This window comes from Pontibacter sp. HSC-36F09 (assembly GCF_024171605.1).
Classification (GTDB): Bacteria; Bacteroidota; Bacteroidia; order Cytophagales; family Hymenobacteraceae; genus Pontibacter.
Genome location: NZ_JALKAA010000002.1, coordinates 484,690 through 504,094, shown reverse-complemented (window position 1 = coordinate 504,094; position 19,405 = coordinate 484,690). Strand labels below are relative to the sequence as shown.

The window sequence follows — 19,405 nt, the reverse complement described above, 5'->3', positions numbered from 1 at the left end:
GCACAATTATACATCCCCCTGCCCCCTTCTAAGGGGGACTTTCCGCCGTTACCAGTTCGCAAGTATAAGCGCTGTAGATTTTGCTACAGATACCGGATCCAACCACCCCTAACCCCTTCTTGTCTAAGGCGGGGAGCCTGTAATTACTACTTTACAGGTATAAGCTTTGTAGCACACGCCACTGGCAGGTATAGCAAGAGTAACTTGCCCCGGAAGCAACGAAGCAGATCACAGGCCAGGTGCAAAAACGACGATTTTGTGTTTGAGCGGTCAGCGAGTTCAAAAGCGTCTTGATTTTTTTGCTTACTGGGGGTAGGGGCCCTCTTTCTTTTCATCAAGGAAAAAAGTGAGTGCCCGCCGCACAGGCGAAGCCATGAAACAATTCAGGTTGCTATACCTACAGCAGGCCGCCGCTACGCCAGTCGCAAACCGGCCCTATGCAAAACCACCAGTTGCGCTGACGCTAAACTTGCGGTATATCTATACCTAAACCTATACCTGGCCTAGAGGCCCCACTATTGCAGACACAAGCGTGGACGCTCGCGCCATCCCCTTCACAACCCTGAGAATACTTATTTGAAAATCACTTCAGAAAGGTATAAAACAAAAAAGCCGGCTTTGCAGCCGGCTTTTTTACATTTTGAATTAGTGCGCACGGGGAGACTCGAACTCCCACACCCGAAGGCACAGGCTTCTGAGACCTGCACGTCTACCAATTTCGCCACGTGCGCATTTGGTATTATTCAAAATGTGTTCCCAAAACCCTTTAACCCTTGTTGATTGGGATTGCAAAGGTATAACAGAATTTATTATCTGCAATAGCTCACCCTAAAAAAAAATTCCTCTACCTGAATATCATTCCTCCTCAACGACAGGAGCGATTTCTTTGCGGGTATACTTCTCAATGCGGCGCAGCAGCCCAATACCAAAGATAACCCACAGAATACCAGCAGCGAAGCCTGCTACTACATCTGTTGCGTAATGCACGCGCAAGTATATCCTACTGAATCCGATGAGTAGAATAAAAATGACGAGCAGGGCCACCAAGAAATTTCGCAGCGGCTTCGACTCCACATGCTTCCAGGTGAGGTAAATGATCAGACTGTAGAAAGAGGCGGCGATCATCGAGTGACCGCTCGGGAAACTCAAGCCGGAGGCGTCGACCAAGGGCATAGCGGGCCGTTCTCTGTCGAAAAAGAACTTGAGCACCAGGTTGAGCGATATACTGCCCAGTGCCACCACCGGCACTTTAAGCGAATACCACTTATGCCTCCGCACGAACAAAAAATAGGCGATCAGCAACAGCCCGGCCGCCGTCATAAAGTGGCGAGAGGCGAAAAAAGTGATGAACTCGATAAACTGTGTAAAGCCGGTGCTCTGCAAATCGGCGGCAACCGCAAAAGCTGCTTCATCGAACTTTATCGGGCCGGATGCCTCTACCACTTGGGCGCTCACGTAGAGAAAGACCAGCACACAGGCCAGGAAAATCACCATCACAAAGATCAGTTCGAGGGTGAACAAGGCAAAGCCCGCAGCCAGCTTTTTATAGAAGTTTCGTATCATACATACTCGGGGTCTTGGTTCAAATTCAGGCTAGGTATACGCCCGACCTGTTATTACGTATGCGAAGCCATACAAGTATAGACACGACAGTACATGGGCCAAACGACCAGACTATTTATTGCAGCACCGCTTCCTGATACGCTCAAGCAGTATTTAACTGAGCAGGCCGCCAGGTATAAGAGTGATGCCATTCGACAAGTTCCCACAGAAAACCAGCACCTGACGCTTTATTTCATCGGCAACGTACCGGCCACTCAGTTGCCTGCTATACAAGACATTACCGCCCACATGGCGCAGCAGTTCGCCCCCTTCGATTTACACCTGGAAGCTATCGAGCCTGGCCCCAAGCCCCGCTCCCCTCGCCTGACCTGGGCACGCTTTAAGAGCCATGACGCCTTCGCGCAACTGAGCCGCTCCCTCACACAGGCACTTTCTGAAGTGCCAGCCCTCAACCGTGAGCCCATTCCGCACGTTACGCTTGCCCGCTTTCGCATGGATCGCCCTGCGCCTCACGATCTTAAATCATTCGAACCTGCCAGCCCGATCACACTCCACGTAAATGAAATGGCGGTCTGGCGCTCGGAGCTAGGATCGCCTCACCCCCGCTACAGCATCCTGCAGCGCTACCCGCTGACAGGTAACCCCCCGGACGGCAAAACAGTATGAGAATCACCCTTTATCTGAACTAAATGTAACCCTATGAATCAAACGGAGCTTACCGAACTGACCATGATGCTGAAAGACAATGGCCTGACCGTTGCCTTTGCTGAGAGTTGCACGGCTGGCATGTTGTCATCTGAATTGGTAAAAGCCAAAGGCAGCAGCGATGTGCTGATCGGCAGCCTGGTAGTATACAATGTGGAAGCCAAGAAAAAACTCCTGGGTGTGAAACAGGATACCCTCGACCTCTACACCGCCGAGTCGCAGCAGGTAACCAATGAGATGGTGATGGGCCTGAAGAAAGCGTTGAATGCCGACATCAGTGTCGCCACCACGGGCCTTGCCGGCTCCGGAGGCTCCGAAACATCCGAAAAGCCGGTGGGCACCATCTTCGTTTCCTTTCTGTATGATGGCAAAGCGGAGGAGTTCCGGGAAGTGTTTAAAGGCAACAGCCAAAGTCTGCTGAAACAATTTACCGAATACGTGCTCGAAAAACTTAAAGGGATTGTGGAAGATCACTACTCTCGGTAGCCCTTATGACTAGTGATGAAGATTGTTCATTTTTGTCATTTCGACCTAAGGGAGAAATCTGGAGTGATATATAGTATGTTAATCCTCCCAACCTTTAACTTCGTCATTCAATTGAATCCAATTAGGATTGAAGTTACTAATCAGCTTACCCACTTTCTCTTCAGATTTCTCCCTTAGGTCGAAATGATAAAATCAGTGAGTAACACCAATTTCGACAGCATAGCCCCAATTTACGATGGCCTCTCATGGCTCGTCTTCGGCAATGTGTTGCAGCGGGCGCAGACGGAACACATTTCACTTATACCTCCAAATTCAAAAGTGCTGTTGATCGGGGGCGGTAGTGGTTGGCTGCTGGAGCAGTTGCTCAGGTATAGGCCTGAAGCAGAGATCACTTACCTAGAAGTCTCTGAAAAAATGCTGCACCTGACCCAACGACGCATCCGTCAAAAGTTTCCAGAACCATTCAAGATAGACTTTCGCCTAGGCGACGAAAACAGCTTACAGCCAGACGAAACCTTCGACGTGATCATTACCCCTTTCCTACTCGATCTTTTTCCGGATGAGCGGCTGCAGCAACTTATGAATCGGTTGTGTGCTTCATTACGTCCGCAAGGCCGTTGGCTTTTCAGCGATTTCTGGCCAGCTCAAACACCACCTCCTGCCTGGCAGCAACTGCTGCTCAAAAGCATGTATACCTTTTTCGGTTTGGTGAGCCATGTGAAAGCCCCCAGACTACCAGACTTTAATGATCACTTCGCCAGACAACCGTTGCGACTTGAGGCTTCCGCCACATTTTACGGCGGTCTGGTACAGGCCAGGGCCTACCGGAAAGTATAGCCACATTGCGCAACAATTATAAAATTCCTACTTTTAGTTTCGAACCAAACACACCCTTATGTCCACGAGACTTTTTGGCGCCCTGTGCGCTGCCCTGTCGCTGTCGTTTACCCCTCTGCTGGCACAGGAACAGCAAGTTAGCTACCACCTCTCCTTCCCGAACGCCGTGCACCACGAGGCACAGATCAGCGTTACTTTTACAGGTATAAAAAGCGACACCCTGCAGGTGCTCATGCCGCGCAGCTCGCCGGGGCGCTATGCACTGCACGAGTTTGCCAAAAACGTCTACAGCGTGAAAGCGACCGACAGCAAAGGAAAGCAGTTGCAGATCAGCCGACCGAATCCGCACCAGTGGGACGTGAGCGGGCATCAGGGAGAGATCACACTGAGCTATACCTTGTTTGGCGCCCATGCCGACGGCACCTATACCGGCATCGATGAGACGCACGCGCACCTGAACATGCCCGCCACCCTCATGTATGCCCGCGGCTTCGAGCAAGCTCCCGCCCGCGTCACGTTTCGCATACCTAAGGGTAGCAACTGGAAAGTCGCCACGCAGCTGCAACCTGTAAACGACTCTACTTTCACTGCACCTCACTTTCAGTACCTCATGGACAGCCCCACCGAGCTGAGCAATTTTGAACTGGCAGAGTGGACCGTGCAGGACCGCGGCAAAAGCAAGACCATTCAGGTAGCCATGCACCACCACGGCAACAAGGCGCAGTTTGATGAGTACGTGGCGAAAACCAAGCAAATCGTGGCCGAGCAGCAGGCGGTATTCGGAGAACTGCCCGACTTCGATTTCGGCCGCTATACCTTTATCGCCTGCTATGGTCCGCAGGCCATAGGTGACGGCATGGAGCATCGCAACTCTACCATCGTGTCGAGCTCCCGCCCGCTCGGCACTTCTACCCCGGCCCTGCTTGGTACCGTGTCGCATGAGTTTTTTCATGCCTGGAATGTGGAGCGCCTGCGACCTGCTACGCTGGAGCCTTTCGATTTTCAGCGGGCCAACATGACGGAGGCCCTGTGGCTGGCCGAAGGTTTTACCTCTTACTATGGGGCCCTGACCATGTACCGCCTCGGCATCAATGATGTTAAAAACGTTGCCCGCGACCTGAACTACGTGCTGCTCTCACCCGGAAGGCACTACCATAGCCTGGCGGAGATGAGTATGCAAGCACCTTTTGTGGATGCCGCCCGCTCCGTGGACCCGAACAATCGTCACAACACCTTTATCTCGTACTATACCTATGGCAGCATGCTGGGCATGGGACTCGACCTGACGCTGCGCCGTGACTTCAACACCACCCTCGACGCCTACATGCAGGCGCTCTGGCAGAAGTACGGCAAAACTGAAATGCCTTATACCATGGCCGACCTGGAGCGCACGCTGGCCGAAGTGACCAAAGACACCGCCTGGGCATCCGACTTTTTCAGACGACAGGTATACGGTAGCGAACTGCCTGACTACGCCGCCTTGTTGGCCGAAGCCGGTCTGCAACTGCGTAAAGCCGAACCCGGCAAGGCCAGCCTGGGACCAGCCAACTTCGAGTTCAGCAAGAACGGCGCAAAGCTCGTGAGCGGCACCTATGTCACCTCGCCGCTTTACAAAGCCGGTCTGAACCGGGGCGACATCCTACTGACACTCAATGGCAAGAAAGTGACGAGCGAAAAGGAACTGCAGAAGATTATGAGCAAACTCAAGCCAGCGCACAGTGTGCCGATCACTTACCGAAGTAGCGAGCTGGCCCCGATCATCAGCACGCAGATTGTGCTGGAAGAGATGCCGGAGCTGATGATTGAACGTTTCGAAGAGTCAGGCAAGGAGCTCACACCAGCTATGAAAGCTTTCAGGGAAGATTGGTTGGGGTCAAAGGCAAAGTAGTCACCTTCCTTTTTGCTCCCGGAAGACTCGTTTCTGCATCGGGGATGATAGCCTATACCTTTTACTATCTGCTTTTGCCGGGCTTGAGCTTCCAGCTGGCTTTTTTAAGCAAGCGTATACCTGGCTGGGGAAGCAAAAGCAAGGTTTAGCTGCCTACAACAAATGACCTGCGTAGCCGTTTGAGAAATGACACCCGCTTGTTTCTGAAGCAATTGCGCTGTAACTTAGTACCACATTCAACTGATTTTTTTTCACGTGAAAATATTTTTGAGCACTTTCCTGACCTGCAGCCTGCTTTTCGCAGGGAGCGCCATGGCACAGACGGGCCAGAAAGCCAGCCTGGAAACTGCACCAGCCCCGGTCCTGCAGGAGCGACCAGCCCCAGCTACTGAAGAAGAAAGGCCGACGAAATTTGAGATGCCCGCAAAGCGCTTCAGCTACAGTCTTTCGGCCGGAGCCAGTTTTGGCAGCGGTTTTGGCGCCACCTACCTGGAACCAACCGTCCGTTATCAGCTCAACCCGCGCCTGCGCGTGTTCAGCAGCCTGACCTATCTATCGGTGATGCCGGGCCAGTATACCGTGCCTACTTCTGATGGCGGAACTACCCTAATGCGGAGCAGCCAAAATGATCATTACATTGCCCATGTGGGTGCCGAATACCTGGTGAACGATCGCCTGATCCTGAGCGGCAGCGTGTGGAGGGACTTCTCGAACATACCAGCTCAGAACCCGGCTTACATGAACTTTATGAACCCGGGCCGCCAGGGCATGGACATGCGGGCGACTTATAAAATCACAGAGCACTTTTCGGTGACCGGTGCTATGCGCTACTCCAAAGGCGCCTCCCCGTTCTACAGTCCATTTCACCATCCGGTGTCTGTGGGCCGAAGCGGAGGTTTCTGGTACTAGCCTACCGGGGTAGGATAAAAAATTACAAAGCGTCTTTTCTGAAAGGAGAAGGCGTTTTTTTAATGCCTGTTGGCGTATTTTAATTAATTACCGGCACACGTTTCAACTTTCGTGCGCGTTATCGTGTTAATATTCCCTGAAACAAGCTTATTCAGATTTTGAAGCAGAAGAACGAAACAGTAAGACATCTGAAAAACGACAAACTGCCCGTGGTAAAACCAGATTTCCGCGGCAATAAGACCATTAACGGGCAGTTTTTGAATGGCAACGAGCTCTTTAACCCTAAAATGAGCCAGGTGCTGCGCTGGAAAACCTCCCGCAATCCGCAGCGCGAAGAAAAGAAAGCCGACACCTATGTGCCGCCCGTTGTCTACGGCACCGATTTCATCACATCGAAGGAAGACATGGTGGTGTGGCTCGGGCATGCCACGTTTCTGATCCGGGTGAACGGCCTGACCATGATCACCGACCCGGTGTTCTACGACCTGCCCATGATCAAGCGGCGCATCGGGCTGCCATGCGCGCCGGAGCAACTCACAGGTATAGACCTGGTCCTGCTCTCGCACGGCCACCGCGACCACCTCGACGAACGCTCCATTAAAACACTCTACCGCCACAACCCGGACCTGAAGGCCCTTGCCCCTTTGCATGCTGGTGATCTGCTGCGTAGCGCCGAGCCGCACCTGCCTTACCAGGAGGCAGGCTGGTACCAGAAATTCGACCTCACCCCGGAAGGTATAGAGATCTACTTTCTGCCAGCCTCGCACTGGCACCGCCGCGGCATGTTCGACATGAACAAAGTGCTGTGGGGAAGTTTCCTGATCAAGACGCCCACCATGCAGCTTTACTTTGCCGGCGACACAGGTTATAACGGGCACTTTGAGGAGATAGAGTCTTTGTTCGGTCCGATGGATGTGTGTGTGATGCCGGTGGGGGCTTATCGCCCGAGCTTTCTGATGCAGAAAAGTCACCTGAATCCGCATGAAGCGGTGCGGGCCTACAATGTGCTGCGCGGCGGCACTTTTATACCGATGCACTACGGCACCTTCGACCTGTCGGACGAGCCGGCGGGAGAGCCGGTACGCCTGCTCGAGCAGATCGCCGTATCAGGTATGATGCAGGGCTTGCGTATACCTGCCATTGGCGAGCAGGTGCTGCTGCGGGAATTGGTATAGCCCTAAAACCGGCAGGCTGTGCTATATTTGCAGCGTTTTTCCCGCATTTCACATGTCTGCAACGCTCATCCTAAGCCTCCTCATCGGCTATTTCGGCATCCTGGTCCTGATTTCTTTCCTCACTGGCAAGAATACGGATTCCTATACCTTTTTCCTGGCCAACCGGAAATCGCCCTGGTATGTGGTGGCCTTTGGCATGATAGGCGCTACTTTGTCGGGGGTTACGTTTGTGTCGGTGCCGGGCATGGTGCGCGACGCGCAGTTCTCGTACCTGCAGGTGGTGCTGGGTTACCTGGCAGGCTATTTTGTGGTTGCTACGGTGCTGCTGCCGCTGTATTACCGCCTCAACCTAGTTTCCATCTATACCTACTTGGAGCAGCGTCTCGGCTTCTGGTCCTATAAAACCGGGGCCGCTTTCTTCCTCTTGTCACGCACACTGAGCACGGCCATACGCCTTTTCTTGGTGGCAAGCGTGCTGCAGCTGGCCGTGTTCGACGAGATCGGTATTCCGTTCGCCGTGACAGTGGCTGTCACGATCCTGCTGATCTGGGTCTATACCTTCAGGAGCGGCATGAAAACCATCATCTGGACCGATACCTTCCAGACAGGCGCTATGCTGACGGCCGTTGGGGTTAGTATCTGGGTAGTGTCCGACGAGCTTAATCTCGGGTTCCAAGGCATGGTCGATACGATAGCCGCCAGTGATTATTCGCGGGTTTTCAACTGGGACTTTAAGGCCAACGACTATTTTCTCAAGCAGTTTTTCTCCGGCGCTTTCATTACCATCGCTATGACGGGTCTGGACCAGGACATGATGCAGAAAAACCTGAGCTGCAAAAACATCGGCGAAGCACAGAAAAACATGTTCTGGTTCAGCCTCATCCTGATGATGGTTTTTGCCCTGCTGCTGATGCTGGGCGCCCTGCTATACTTGTACGCCTCCGCCAAAGGTATAGCATTGCCGGAACGTGGCGATGATGTGTTCCCGTTTTTGGCCCTGAACCACTTCCCGCCTGTGGTAGGTATTGCATTCATTCTGGGCATCATTGCCATCGCCTACGCCTCCGCCGATTCGGCGCTTACTTCACTCACCACTTCCTTTTGCGTGGATTTCCTCAATTTCAAAGATAGAAGCGAGCATGAGCGGCTACGGCTGCGTTACTTTGTGCATATTGGGTTTTCCATTTTGCTTGGCCTTGTCATCTTTGCCGTCAACTCAATCAACAGCCAAAGCCTGATCACAACGGTGCTTCAAGTGACTGGCTATACCTACGGACCTCTGCTGGGGCTCTACAGCTTCGGCCTCTTTACCCGCCGCCAGGTACGCGACCGCTATGTGCCGGCCATTTGCGTGGCTGCCCCGGTCCTCACCTACATCATTAGCGCTAATTCAGTCGCCTGGTTCTATGGTTATCAATTTGGTTTTGAGGTGCTGATTCTGAATGGATTTCTAACGTTTGTGGGCTTGTGGGCAGTGTCTGAATCAGGGTCTACTGAAGCCAGCTCTAAGGCAGTAGATTTGTAACTCATAGTTCTCAGGTATAAGTGCTGTAGTTTAACCCGCACTCCCCTTTTATAGAGGGCCCCTACCTCCAAAACAGGGGAGGGAGTTTAGGGAAAGATCAACATCCCCCTGCCCCCTTCGAAGGGGGACTTTTCTGTAGCTGCTATTTTAAAGGTATAAGTTCTATAGCAGATGACCATTGGCAGGTATAGCAAGACTAACTTGTCCCTTAGGCTATGAAACAGATCACTTCAGCCGGGTGCACTTAAATGACACTCCACTGTTCGAGCGTTCAGTGAGTGGGGGTGGGGGCCCTCGATTTGCAGGGTCTTGATTTTTTTGCTTACTGGGGGTAGGGGCCCTCTTTCCTTTCATCAAGGAAAAAAGTATGGCCCGCCCGGCCAGGGCAAAAGCCAGCTATGCAATAGCCCAACCGCTATACCTATAAAAGCAGGCCGCCGCTACGCCATTAGCAATCTGGCCCCATGCTCAACCATACTTGCGCAGACGCTAAACTTGCGGCATAGTGAGTAAACTGGGGAATAAAAGCCCTCTGTTATGATTCTGACACTAATCTCCTATACTTTGCTTACCTTTGGAAGATTTTTCGGGTACGTGGCATTTTTAGTGCTGACTGGCTGTTATAAGCCAGCACACCCTATTATTAAGTATAGATTTCATTAATGGCAAAACGCGGAATCGGGCTAAACGACAGCACACAGGAGAAAGAAGGCAGAAAGAAAATCAGTAAAGACAGCTTTCGTCGCGGCATCAGGATCTTTAGCTACGTACTACCCTACAAGTTTAAGTTCATGGTCGGTCTGGGCTTTCTGGTACTTTCCAGCCTGACTTTCATGATCTTCCCGCTGCTCACCGGCAAGCTGGTCGACTCCTCCACGGGCAACGCCGACTGGTTCCTCGAAGACATTGACATGATCGCCCTTGGCCTGTTTGCCGTGATCCTGGCGCAGGGTATCTTCTCTTTTTTCAGGGTATACTTCTTTGCGCAGGTAAGCGAAAACGCCGTGGCCGACATCCGCCGCGACCTCTACAGCAAGTTCATGATGCTGCCGATTCCGTTCTACGAGAAAAGGCGTGTGGGCGAGATCACAAGCCGCATCACCACCGACGTGGCCCAGGTACAGGATGCCATGTCGATCACGCTGGCCGAGCTTTTCCGTCAGATCACTACCCTATTGGTAGGCATCATCATTATCCTCTGGACCTCCATTAAGCTGTCGATGTTCATGCTGGCCACCTTCCCGGTGCTGGTAGCGCTCACGCTTGTTTTTGGTCGCAAGATCAAGAGCCTTTCCAAGAAAACACAGGACGAACTGGCTAACACCAACGTGATCGTGGAGGAAACGCTACAGGCGATCAATACCGTAAAGGCCTATACCAACGAAAATTTTGAGATCGGCCGCTATCGTCACTCCCTCAGCAAAGCCGTGAAGACTGCCCTCTCGGCGGCCAACTACCGGGGCGCTTTCATTTCCTTTATCATTGTAGGTCTGTTTGGCGGTATCATCCTCGTGATCTGGTATGGCGCTACGCTGGTGCAAAACGGCGACCTGACCATCGGCGAACTGATTTCCTTTATCATTTATACCGTGTTCATCGGCGCCTCCGTGGGTGGTCTGGGAGAGCTTTATAGCAAAATACAGTCTGCTCTGGGAGCAACAGAACGCATACAGGAAATACTGGCCGAACAGGAAGAGCCAACCGATAAGAGTCAGCGTCCACTGAGCGAGATTAGACGGGTGCGCGGCGATATCAGCTATAACCAGGTGGCCTTCTCATACCCTACACGTCCGGATATCCAGGTGCTGCGCGACATTAACTTCAGCATCAATTACGGTGAGAAGATAGCTTTGGTAGGCCCAAGTGGAGCAGGCAAGTCAACCATCGTACAGCTTTTGCTTCGTTTGTATGATATAAGCCACGGCAGCATTACCGTAGACGGACAAGACATCCGTCAGATGAGTCTGACCGAGTTACGCGCCAATGTGGGCATCGTGCCACAGGAAGTCCTGCTGTTTGGCGGTTCCATCCGCGAAAACATTGCCTATGGCCGCCCGGAAGCATCTGAGGAAGAAATTATAGCAGCAGCCCGCAAAGCCAATGCTTACGACTTTATCTCCTCATTCCCGGAAGGACTGGATACTTTAGTGGGCGAGCGCGGCATCAAACTCTCCGGCGGTCAGCGCCAGCGCGTCGCTATTGCCCGTGCCATCCTGAAAAACCCGGCTATCCTCGTACTCGACGAAGCCACCAGTTCCCTCGATTCCGAGTCAGAGCATCTGGTGCAGCAAGCCATGGATGAACTGATGAAGAACAGAACGACCATCGTGATTGCGCACCGTCTGGCTACCATTCGTAAAGTAGATAAGATTCTGGTGATTGATGGAGGGGAGATTGTTGAAGAAGGCTCGCATGAAGTGTTGTCGCTTAATGACAACGGTATATATGCCAACCTGCTCAGGCTGCAGTTTGAGATGAGTTAAATTTGATTTTATAAGGTATAGGAGCCCTGTTAGTGTTAAGCTGACAGGGCTTTTTTGTTGTAGGTATAGTAGTGGCGGGGTTGCAGTATAGCATAAGTGGCAGTTGCAGGTATAGCAACCTGAATTGTTTCATGGCTTCGCCTGTGCGGCGGGCACTCACTTTTTGTGTCAAGACAAAAAGTAAGCAAAAAAGTCAAGAAGCTCCAAATCAAGGGCCCTTACCCCCACTCGCTGAACGCTCAAACAGTAGAGCATCGAAAAGTGCACCTGGCGAATGCTGTCTGTTTCATTGTTGAAGGGGCAAGTTACTCTTACTTTAACTGCCAGTGGGGCCGTGATACGCAGCTATACCTTCAAATTGGTAAAGGCCGAAAGGTCCCCCTTTGAAGGGGGCAGGGGGATGTCAATCGTGCACGTAAATCCTGTCATCCCTAAATCTTGAAAATCCTGATTCTTACAGTTACCATCCTCTCCAACCCTACATACTTCTACATCAATATATCCTAATAAATCACTAATTTGCGGAGCTTTACACCGTATCTGTATCTTCGCCCCTGAATCACTTTATGCACATTTCCAGCGCTTTCACCCGAGCCCTTCTTTTTTGCCTGCTGCTTGTCATTGGCTTTTCGGCTTCGGCTCAGAATTACCGCGACTCATTCAGAGCGCGCAATGCGGTGTATGCCGAATTGGGCGGGAATGGTGATCTGCTGTCCGCTAACTACGACCGCATCGTGTACCAGAAGTCTATGGTGAAGGCGGCTTTCAGGATAGGTATAGCGAGCAACCAGTTCTTTTCCGCTGAAGAGCCAGGCTTTTACCCGGTTGTACCTGTTGAAGCATTGGGTATGATCGGGCGCTTTCAGAAACATTTTGAGTTCGGGCTGGGCTATACCCGACGGTTTACCAACGAGCCTGACCTCTTGCGAAACATGTACTTCAGCCGCATCGGTTTCCGGTATCAGAACCCGACAGGCGGACTGGTGGTGCGCGTCGGCTTTACGCCTTTCCTTTCGACAGAAAGTAACATAAAGTCGCCGGGGCCCGCTTTTATACCTCGCTTTGGGTTAAGTGTAGGGCGAAGTTTCTAGAAGGCCTCTTTAAAACTTATTCTGAGAGGAACGTTTAAAGGGTATTATCAGCATTTTTGAGTATTTTCGTATCGCAAAACATCAGCAATCTAAAAAAATAGAACAATGAAAAAGATTTTATTCAGCGTGCTTCTTTCGGCAGCAATGCTAGGCGGCACTACCCTGACAGCTCAGGCCCAGCAACAAGGTATAGCAATGCCAGCCGCCAGCCCACTGTCCACCGTAACGCAGGAAATCGGCCTTACGAACGCAAGCGTGAGCTATTCCCGCCCATCCATGAAAGGACGCTCGGTTTTCGGTGGTGATGTTGTGCCTTTTGGCAAGGTATGGCGCACGGGTGCCAACAACTCCACTACCCTTAAGTTCAGCGACGAGGTGACCATCCAGGGCAAAAAAGTGCCTGCCGGTGAGTATGCACTACTGACTATTCCAAACCAGAATGAGTGGACCATCATCCTGTACAAAGACATCAAAATCGGTGGAAACGTAGCCGCTTACAAGCAGGAAGACGATCTGCTCCGTTTCACCGTGAAGCCGCAGACTAACCCAAGAAAGGTGGAAACCTTCACCATCAATTTTGCTAACCTGAAAGCAAACTCAGCCGATCTGGAGATTATGTGGGACAAAACGATCGCCAGTTTCACCATTGAGACGGAAGTAGACAGCAAAGTGATGGCGCAGATTCAGGAGCGTGTGGTAAATGGCAAAGAGGTGTCTCCTACGCTTTACGCTGCTGCTGCCAACTACTACGCTGACAACAACAAGGACATGAAGCAGGCCTTGGAGTGGATGAAGAAAGCCAATGCGAACGACCCTAAATTCTGGAACCTGCACGCACAGGCCAAAATTCAGGCGAAAATGAAAGACTACAAAGGCGCTGTAAAGACTGCTGAGCAATCAATAGAGCTGGCAAAAAAGGCAAACAATGCCGACTACGTGCGTATGAATGAGAAGGCCATTGCCGAGTGGAAGAAAATGAAGTAGGCTATACCTGCCCGCTTTTTACCGAAAGCCTCTGCTCTGGCAGGGGCTTTCTTTTTTGAGATACTATACCTGATGGAGTGGACCTGCCACTCCTTATACCTAATTCGCTATACCTGTTGGAAGAACCTAAAAAACACTCAGAAGACCACCTCGGGCCCGCCCGGGAATACTGGTGGAACGACGACTACCTGGAGTTACTGGCCCGTCGCCTGCACCTGGACTATACTGGCACGCTCGTGGATATTGGCTGCGGCAAAGGCATGATGGGCTTTATGTTCTCGAAGCACCTCCCCTCTGGCGCTAAGGTATACGGTGTCGATTTTGAGCCCGAATACATTGAAGAGGCCAGGCAAAAAGCCCAGAGCATCTACCTGCACAACGACATCAGTTACGACTTCCGGGTGGGCAACGCCTCCAACATTCCCCTGCCTGATAACCTGGCCGATATTACGCTTTGCCAGACTTTGCTGATCCATGTAAAGGACCCGAAACAGGTCATAAACGAGATGATCCGGATCACGAAGCCCGGCGGCTGGGTGCTGGCACTGGAACCCAATAACCTAGTGCCCAACCTCATGTTCGACCGCTACGGCGAGACCGATTTTGACGTGGAGAGCACCCTGGAAGTGCTCGAGATAAAGCTGCGCATCGAAAAAGGGAAGAAGCGGCTCGGAGAAGGATTCAACTCCCTCGGCGACGTGATACCTGACCTATACCTGAAGGCCGGCCTTGAAAACATTAAGGTATGGATCTCAGACAAAGCCCTCTCGATCATTCCGCCCTACGATACACAGGAGAAGATGCTGCGCGTGGATCAGATGCTGCAGTGGATCGATTCCGACTCGATGGGCTACGATTACCAGGACAATCTGAACTACTTCATGGCCGGCGGCGGCGACAAAGACAAGTTCGACGCCTACTGGCAGAAATTGCTCTACAACAAGATCGCCCTCAAGCAGAGGCTCCTGAACGAAGAGTACGTATCGGCTGGCGGCAGTCTGGTCTATATTGTGGCGGGGCAGAAGCCGCGGTATTAGGTATAATCTATGACGCGAGTGTAGGTGCTCGCGCTATAAAAATTGCTAGGCCACTAATTCCCCTTTCTTCTGCCCCATAAAGAACTGGATGATCGCACCAAACACGACCACGGCTACGCAACCGATTACGTTGAACCACAGGAAGGCGATATCGGTATAGAAATGGCAGTATAGCACCACCGCCTCAGCTAGCAGCGCCGCGATAAATACTGCGTTACCTTTAATGTACTTCACGTAGAAGGCCACCAGAAAAATACCCAGGATGGTGCCGTAGAAGATGGACCCGATAATGTTGACGGCCTGTATCAGGTTGTCTAGCAGGGAGGCGTAGGTAGCAAAGATAATGGCCAGGGCACCCCAGGCTGCGGTAAACAGCTTGGAAGCGCGCAGGTAATGAAAATTGTCTTTGTCCTTTTTGACGGATCGCTTATAGATATCTATTACCGTAGTAGATGCCAGGGCGTTGAGCTCGGAAGCAGTAGACGACATGGCTGCCGAAAAAATCACAGCTAAAAGTAAACCCACTAACCCAGCCGGCAAATACTTCATTACAAAAGAAATGAACACGTAATCCGTGTCTTTTGTCTCAGCATCGGGTGTGGCCTTGGTAATCAGCGCCTTTACATCGTCACGAACTACTTTGGAGGCGTCAGTTATACCTTGCACCTCGGCCTGGGCAGCGGCGATGGCCTTTTCATCATCGGTTCGCAGGGCGGCAACCAGACCGTGCATCGCTTCCTGTTTCTGGTTGAACAAAGCGGTGTGCTGCTCTTCCAGTGCCTCCATTTCAGGGGCAAAATCGGTCGCGTATACCTTGTTTTTGGTGGCCTCGTTGAAAAAAAGAGGCGGCTGGTTAAACTGGTAGAACACAAACACCATCACCCCGATAAAGAGAATGATAAACTGCATCGGGATTTTGAGTAGGCCATTGAAGAGCAAACCCAGGCGACTTTCGGTGAGGGAACGGCCACCCAGGTAGCGGGCCACCTGGCTCTGATCGGTGCCAAAATAAGAAAGGGCCAGGAACAAACCGCCCGTCATACCTGACCAGAAGTTATACCTGTCGTTCCAGTCGAAGGAGAAATCCACCACGTTCATCTTACCCATTTTGCCGGCTACGGCCACGGCATCGCCGAAGGACACACTTTCTGGCAGGTAGTGCACCACCATAAAACCGGCCACGAGCATACCGCCCATCATCACGGCCATCTGCTGCTTCTGCGTCACGCTTACGGCCTTCGTGCCCCCCGACACGGTATAGACAATCACCAGAACACCGATGAACAGGTTGGTGAGCGTCAGGTTCCAGCCCAGAATGGTGGACAGGATGATGGCCGGCGCATAAATGGTAATGCCTGCCGCCAGCCCGCGCTGGATCAGAAAGAGCAGGGCAGCTAACGAGCGGGTCTTGAGGTCGAAGCGGCTCTCGAGATACTCATAGGCTGTATATACCTTGAGCCGGTAAAAAATAGGTATAACCGTGATCGAGATGATGACCATGGCGATAGGCAAACCGAAGTAGAATTGCACAAAGCGCATCCCATCTTCGTAAGCCTGCCCCGGCGTGGAGAGAAAAGTGATGGCACTGGCCTGCGTGGCCATGATGGAGAGGCCGATCGTCCACCACTTCATGCTGTTGTCGCCTTTCAGGTAGCCTTCTATATCTTTGCTGCCACGTGTTTTCCAGACGCCGTAGATCACAATAAAGCCCAGTGTGCCGAGCAGTACAATCCAGTCGAGTAACCTCATGAATAGATGCGGGTGATGATGTAAAACAGGGTGATCAGAAAAGCGAGATTGCCCAGCACCAGCCAGTACATACTTTTCCAGCTCTTGAAAAAGGGTGGTTTGTCAAGCTCCTGGGTAGGCTTGTTGTCAGTTTCTTTCATGGTTTCTATTCTTATCAAAAGCGCGATGCGCGTAGCACACTGGCTTCCGGATAATTATTTGGCTGTACTCCCCGCGCTGCCTTGTGTGCCGCCATGCCCGTTTCCAAGCGAGATCAGGTTAGTGAAGATGCGATAGGCACCTGGCACTCCGGCGGGCAGTTGTCTGAACCAGGAGTAACCAGTATACACAAAGTGTCCCTTGCCATAACGCGCAATCAGGAGGCCACCGTTACGGGCTGGTTCGCCAGGGTCGTTACTCGAGAGGATTGCTTCAAACTCGCTGCCCCACTCACTCGGGAAGTATAGACCCCGCTCCTGCACCCAGCCTTCAAAATCCTTTTTGGTGATCTTGTTCGGGCTGTTCAACGCCTGGTGATCTGGCTTGAGGAAGCGCACGTCGGCGTCCTCCACCGTCACGCGCTGGCTTGATATCTTTAAAGGATAAGGGGCCACGTTGTTGGTCTTGAGGCTATGCCCGGTGTTATACTGCACGATCACGGTACCGCCTTGCTGCACGTAGTTGAGCAGACGCGGCTGGTAAAAATTCATGCGCTCCACTGTATTATAGGCCCGCACGCCCAGTATCACCGCATCAAAACGCTTCAGGTTTTGGTCTGTGATGTCCTCGTCTTTCAGCAATGTCACATTGTAACCAATCTGCTGCAGACTGGCAGGGATGTCGTCGCCGGCACCCATCAGGTAGGCGATCTGTTCTCCGTTGCGCTTCAGGTCGAGGCGCACGGCTTTGGTCACGGCTTCCGGGAAAGTGGTTTGGGTCGGGATGTGGCTATACTGAATAATATTGAGTCCGCGGGTATAGGGATTGCCTTCGACAGTAGCCACCGCTTTCAACTCTACTTCCTGCTGTCCCTTGGGCGGATGCACCATAAAACGCACCAACTGCTCGGCCCCATTCTGCTCCAGATCAAAGGCCACATGGGCTGGTTCTGCACGCCAACCCTTCGGCAGTTGCAGGGCTACATTGCCTCGTATACCTGCCTTGCCCGACTTCACCAGCACATGTACCGGTTTGGGTTCCTGCGAGGCAAACATCAGCACTTTCTCCGAGATGTTCACAAACACCGGCGGTGTAATGGCCAAAGGTCTGTACTGTTCGCCCTCCACCGGATCGTTGCGCTTAAACACGACCGGCACGGTATAGCTGAACGGCTCCCCGTTAATCTTCAAGTCGAAGCGTACTTCGGCGGCCGGCTGATTCTCAGGCGCTCCGATTTCCTGCAGCTCATCTACCCGGAACAGTCCCAGCGTCCCCTCCTGCCGTAGCCAGTAAGGTTGCGATAGTTTTGCCGAGGCCGGTACTTCAAGTTTGAAGGGAATCAGAAGCGCTTCGTTTGGCGAAAGTGTTTTGTTGAGAAGGCTGTCCTTAGAAGTAAAGGCAGGACGCATACTTACCAACTGCACAGGTATAGCCGAGCGGTTGATAGCTTCCAACTGCACGTTCAGGTGTTCGCCTGGCGTTACGGCATAGTCAGTCGCCACTGCTTCCAGGTATAGGCCCAGGCTGTGCTTCACCACCTCCTCCAACTCCTCCGTTTTAAGGCGCTTCCAGTAGCTGTCGGGCAGCTTGGCCAGTTCTTTTCGGGCGGCCAGCAGCGTAGGCACCACGGCGGCCGGTTGCTCGGGCTTAAATTCTGATACTGCCTGCTGCAACAAGGCTGCCACTTTTTCACTGCCTTTCACGCGGCTCCAGGTGGTGTTGATGCCTTCAAACAGTTCTTCTTTTGCCCGCTCGCCTTTGGTATGTTCTAAATACTCGATGGTTACGCCGCGCGTACCGGTAGCGCCAAAGCCCTGGCTCTTGTGCATGCTGCGGCTCAGAGCAGCAATCTCCGGGTAGGACTTGCCCAGCAGTGGATTGTAGCCACCAACGTCTATTTTCAAGAGTTGTGAACCATAGTCCTCAAATTCTTTCTGGCTGCGGAAGGACCACACACCTGTGTTCCAAAGCACCCGTTTGGCCTGCCATACCTGAACATGTTTGAGCTGCTCCGGGAAGCGCTTCGGGTCGGCCGCGGCTACGAAGGCCTCGTTTGCCAGCATGGCAGAGGCCGTGTGATGGCCGTGTGTTTCAGAAGGCTTCGGTGTGAAACGGGTGATGATCACGTCCGGCTTGAACTTGCGGATTGCCCACACCACATCGTGCAGCACCTTCTCCTTGTCCCAGATGGCAAAAGTCTCCTCCGGATTTTTAGAATAGCCAAAGTCGTTGGCGCGGGTGAAAAACTGCTGCCCCCCATCCATGCGGCGGGCCTGTAATAACTCCTGCGTGCGGATAATGCCCAGTCCTTCGCGAATCTCCGGTCCGATCAGGTTCTGACCGCCGTCGCCGCGGGTTACGGATAGGTAGCCGGTGTTGTATAGCTTCTCGTTAGAAAGATAGGCAATAAAGCGGGTATTCTCGTCGTCAGGGTGCGCTGCCACATACAGCGCGGTGCCCAACACGTTCAGTTTTTTAATATCCTGCAGTAGCTCAGCGGCGTTGGGTTTGGAGGGTGTCTGCGCGTGCAGCGACACACAGGTTAGCAGAACGAATAGGGCAAACAGGAGCGAAAAACTTTTTTTCATGGTTTTAGTTAAAAGGGGCAGTAAAAGTAGGCTAACAGCACCATGCCGTAAATCTAAAAAATTTGCGTCAGCCTACCCAGTTTTCAGGGTTTTATAAGACAGAAAGTCACGCAAACCCGACATATAACAATAAGTATAAAAAATTTGCATTTAAAACAGCACGTAACCCTATGATCAGAAAACAGATGGTATAGAATAGTAATATGACCAGTCAGGACTTATCGAAGAACACTATCGACTAAAGTAA

Annotated in this window: 15 protein-coding genes and 1 tRNA gene; 11 read left to right on the top strand and 5 right to left on the bottom strand. The window is 52.2% G+C overall.

Going from position 1 to position 19,405, the window contains the following annotated elements:
• Window positions 1-649 precede the first annotated feature (649 nt).
• Both L1278_RS08220 and L1278_RS08215 read right to left on the bottom strand, forming a co-directional pair.
• Window positions 650-731: transfer RNA gene (locus tag L1278_RS08220), tRNA-Leu, on the bottom strand.
• Window positions 732-855: 124 nt separating this feature from the next.
• The gene (locus tag L1278_RS08215) at window positions 856-1,563 is read right to left on the bottom strand and encodes a phosphatase PAP2 family protein (protein WP_253402737.1); all 708 of its coding nucleotides are present in this window, start codon (window positions 1,561-1,563) and stop codon (window positions 856-858) included.
• Between the two features lie 93 nt (window positions 1,564-1,656).
• On the opposite strand from L1278_RS08215, the gene thpR reads away from it, so the two are divergent.
• The 11 genes from thpR to L1278_RS08160 all read left to right on the top strand — a co-directional run bounded on the left by thpR (window position 1,657) and on the right by L1278_RS08160 (window position 14,683).
• Window positions 1,657-2,229 (top strand): RNA 2',3'-cyclic phosphodiesterase, encoded by a 573-nt coding sequence (thpR, locus tag L1278_RS08210; protein WP_253402735.1) that lies wholly within the window; start codon window positions 1,657-1,659, stop codon window positions 2,227-2,229.
• Between the two features lie 33 nt (window positions 2,230-2,262).
• Window positions 2,263-2,754, top strand: coding sequence for a CinA family protein (locus tag L1278_RS08205; protein ID WP_253402733.1), 492 nt, complete (start codon window positions 2,263-2,265; stop codon window positions 2,752-2,754).
• Window positions 2,755-2,937: 183 nt separating this feature from the next.
• Window positions 2,938-3,591 carry a class I SAM-dependent methyltransferase gene (locus tag L1278_RS08200; protein WP_253402731.1) on the top strand — a complete coding sequence of 218 codons (654 nt, stop codon included), beginning with the start codon at window positions 2,938-2,940 and terminating at the stop codon, window positions 3,589-3,591.
• 58 nt (window positions 3,592-3,649) lie between these two features.
• Window positions 3,650-5,479 carry a M61 family metallopeptidase gene (locus tag L1278_RS08195; RefSeq protein WP_253402730.1) on the top strand — a complete coding sequence of 610 codons (1,830 nt, stop codon included), beginning with the start codon at window positions 3,650-3,652 and terminating at the stop codon, window positions 5,477-5,479.
• Window positions 5,480-5,734: 255 nt separating this feature from the next.
• A complete protein-coding gene (locus L1278_RS08190; RefSeq protein ID WP_253402728.1) occupies window positions 5,735-6,388 on the top strand; it encodes a hypothetical protein in 654 nt (217 codons plus the stop codon).
• Window positions 6,389-6,546: 158 nt separating this feature from the next.
• On the top strand, window positions 6,547-7,563 hold the full coding sequence (locus L1278_RS08185) for an MBL fold metallo-hydrolase (RefSeq protein ID WP_253402726.1): 1,017 nt from the start codon (window positions 6,547-6,549) through the stop codon (window positions 7,561-7,563).
• Between the two features lie 52 nt (window positions 7,564-7,615).
• Complete coding sequence (locus L1278_RS08180) at window positions 7,616-9,088, top strand: sodium:solute symporter (RefSeq protein WP_253402724.1); 1,473 nt, start codon at window positions 7,616-7,618, stop codon at window positions 9,086-9,088.
• 662 nt (window positions 9,089-9,750) lie between these two features.
• Window positions 9,751-11,571: an ABC transporter ATP-binding protein gene (locus L1278_RS08175; RefSeq protein WP_253402722.1), complete on the top strand. Its 1,821-nt coding sequence runs from the start codon at window positions 9,751-9,753 to the stop codon at window positions 11,569-11,571.
• 566 nt (window positions 11,572-12,137) lie between these two features.
• Window positions 12,138-12,662: a hypothetical protein gene (locus L1278_RS08170; protein ID WP_253402720.1), complete on the top strand. Its 525-nt coding sequence runs from the start codon at window positions 12,138-12,140 to the stop codon at window positions 12,660-12,662.
• Between the two features lie 105 nt (window positions 12,663-12,767).
• Complete coding sequence (locus tag L1278_RS08165; RefSeq protein WP_253402718.1) at window positions 12,768-13,646, top strand: DUF2911 domain-containing protein; 879 nt, start codon at window positions 12,768-12,770, stop codon at window positions 13,644-13,646.
• A 77-nt stretch (window positions 13,647-13,723) separates the two neighbouring features.
• Window positions 13,724-14,683, top strand: coding sequence for a methyltransferase domain-containing protein (locus L1278_RS08160; protein ID WP_253402716.1), 960 nt, complete (start codon window positions 13,724-13,726; stop codon window positions 14,681-14,683).
• A 45-nt stretch (window positions 14,684-14,728) separates the two neighbouring features.
• Here L1278_RS08160 and L1278_RS08155 read toward each other — a convergent pair whose 3' ends face one another.
• From L1278_RS08155 to L1278_RS08145, 3 genes are read right to left on the bottom strand one after another with little or no spacing between them, the layout of a single operon-like run.
• The gene (locus tag L1278_RS08155; RefSeq protein WP_253402714.1) at window positions 14,729-16,432 is read right to left on the bottom strand and encodes a sodium:solute symporter; all 1,704 of its coding nucleotides are present in this window, start codon (window positions 16,430-16,432) and stop codon (window positions 14,729-14,731) included.
• The gene (locus L1278_RS08150; RefSeq protein WP_220627672.1) at window positions 16,429-16,572 is read right to left on the bottom strand and encodes a hypothetical protein; all 144 of its coding nucleotides are present in this window, start codon (window positions 16,570-16,572) and stop codon (window positions 16,429-16,431) included. The genes L1278_RS08155 and L1278_RS08150 overlap by 4 nt, the downstream gene beginning before the upstream one ends.
• Before the next feature lie 54 nt (window positions 16,573-16,626).
• Window positions 16,627-19,158 carry a PIG-L family deacetylase gene (locus tag L1278_RS08145; RefSeq protein WP_253402712.1) on the bottom strand — a complete coding sequence of 844 codons (2,532 nt, stop codon included), beginning with the start codon at window positions 19,156-19,158 and terminating at the stop codon, window positions 16,627-16,629.
• Window positions 19,159-19,405: the final 247 nt, after the last annotated feature.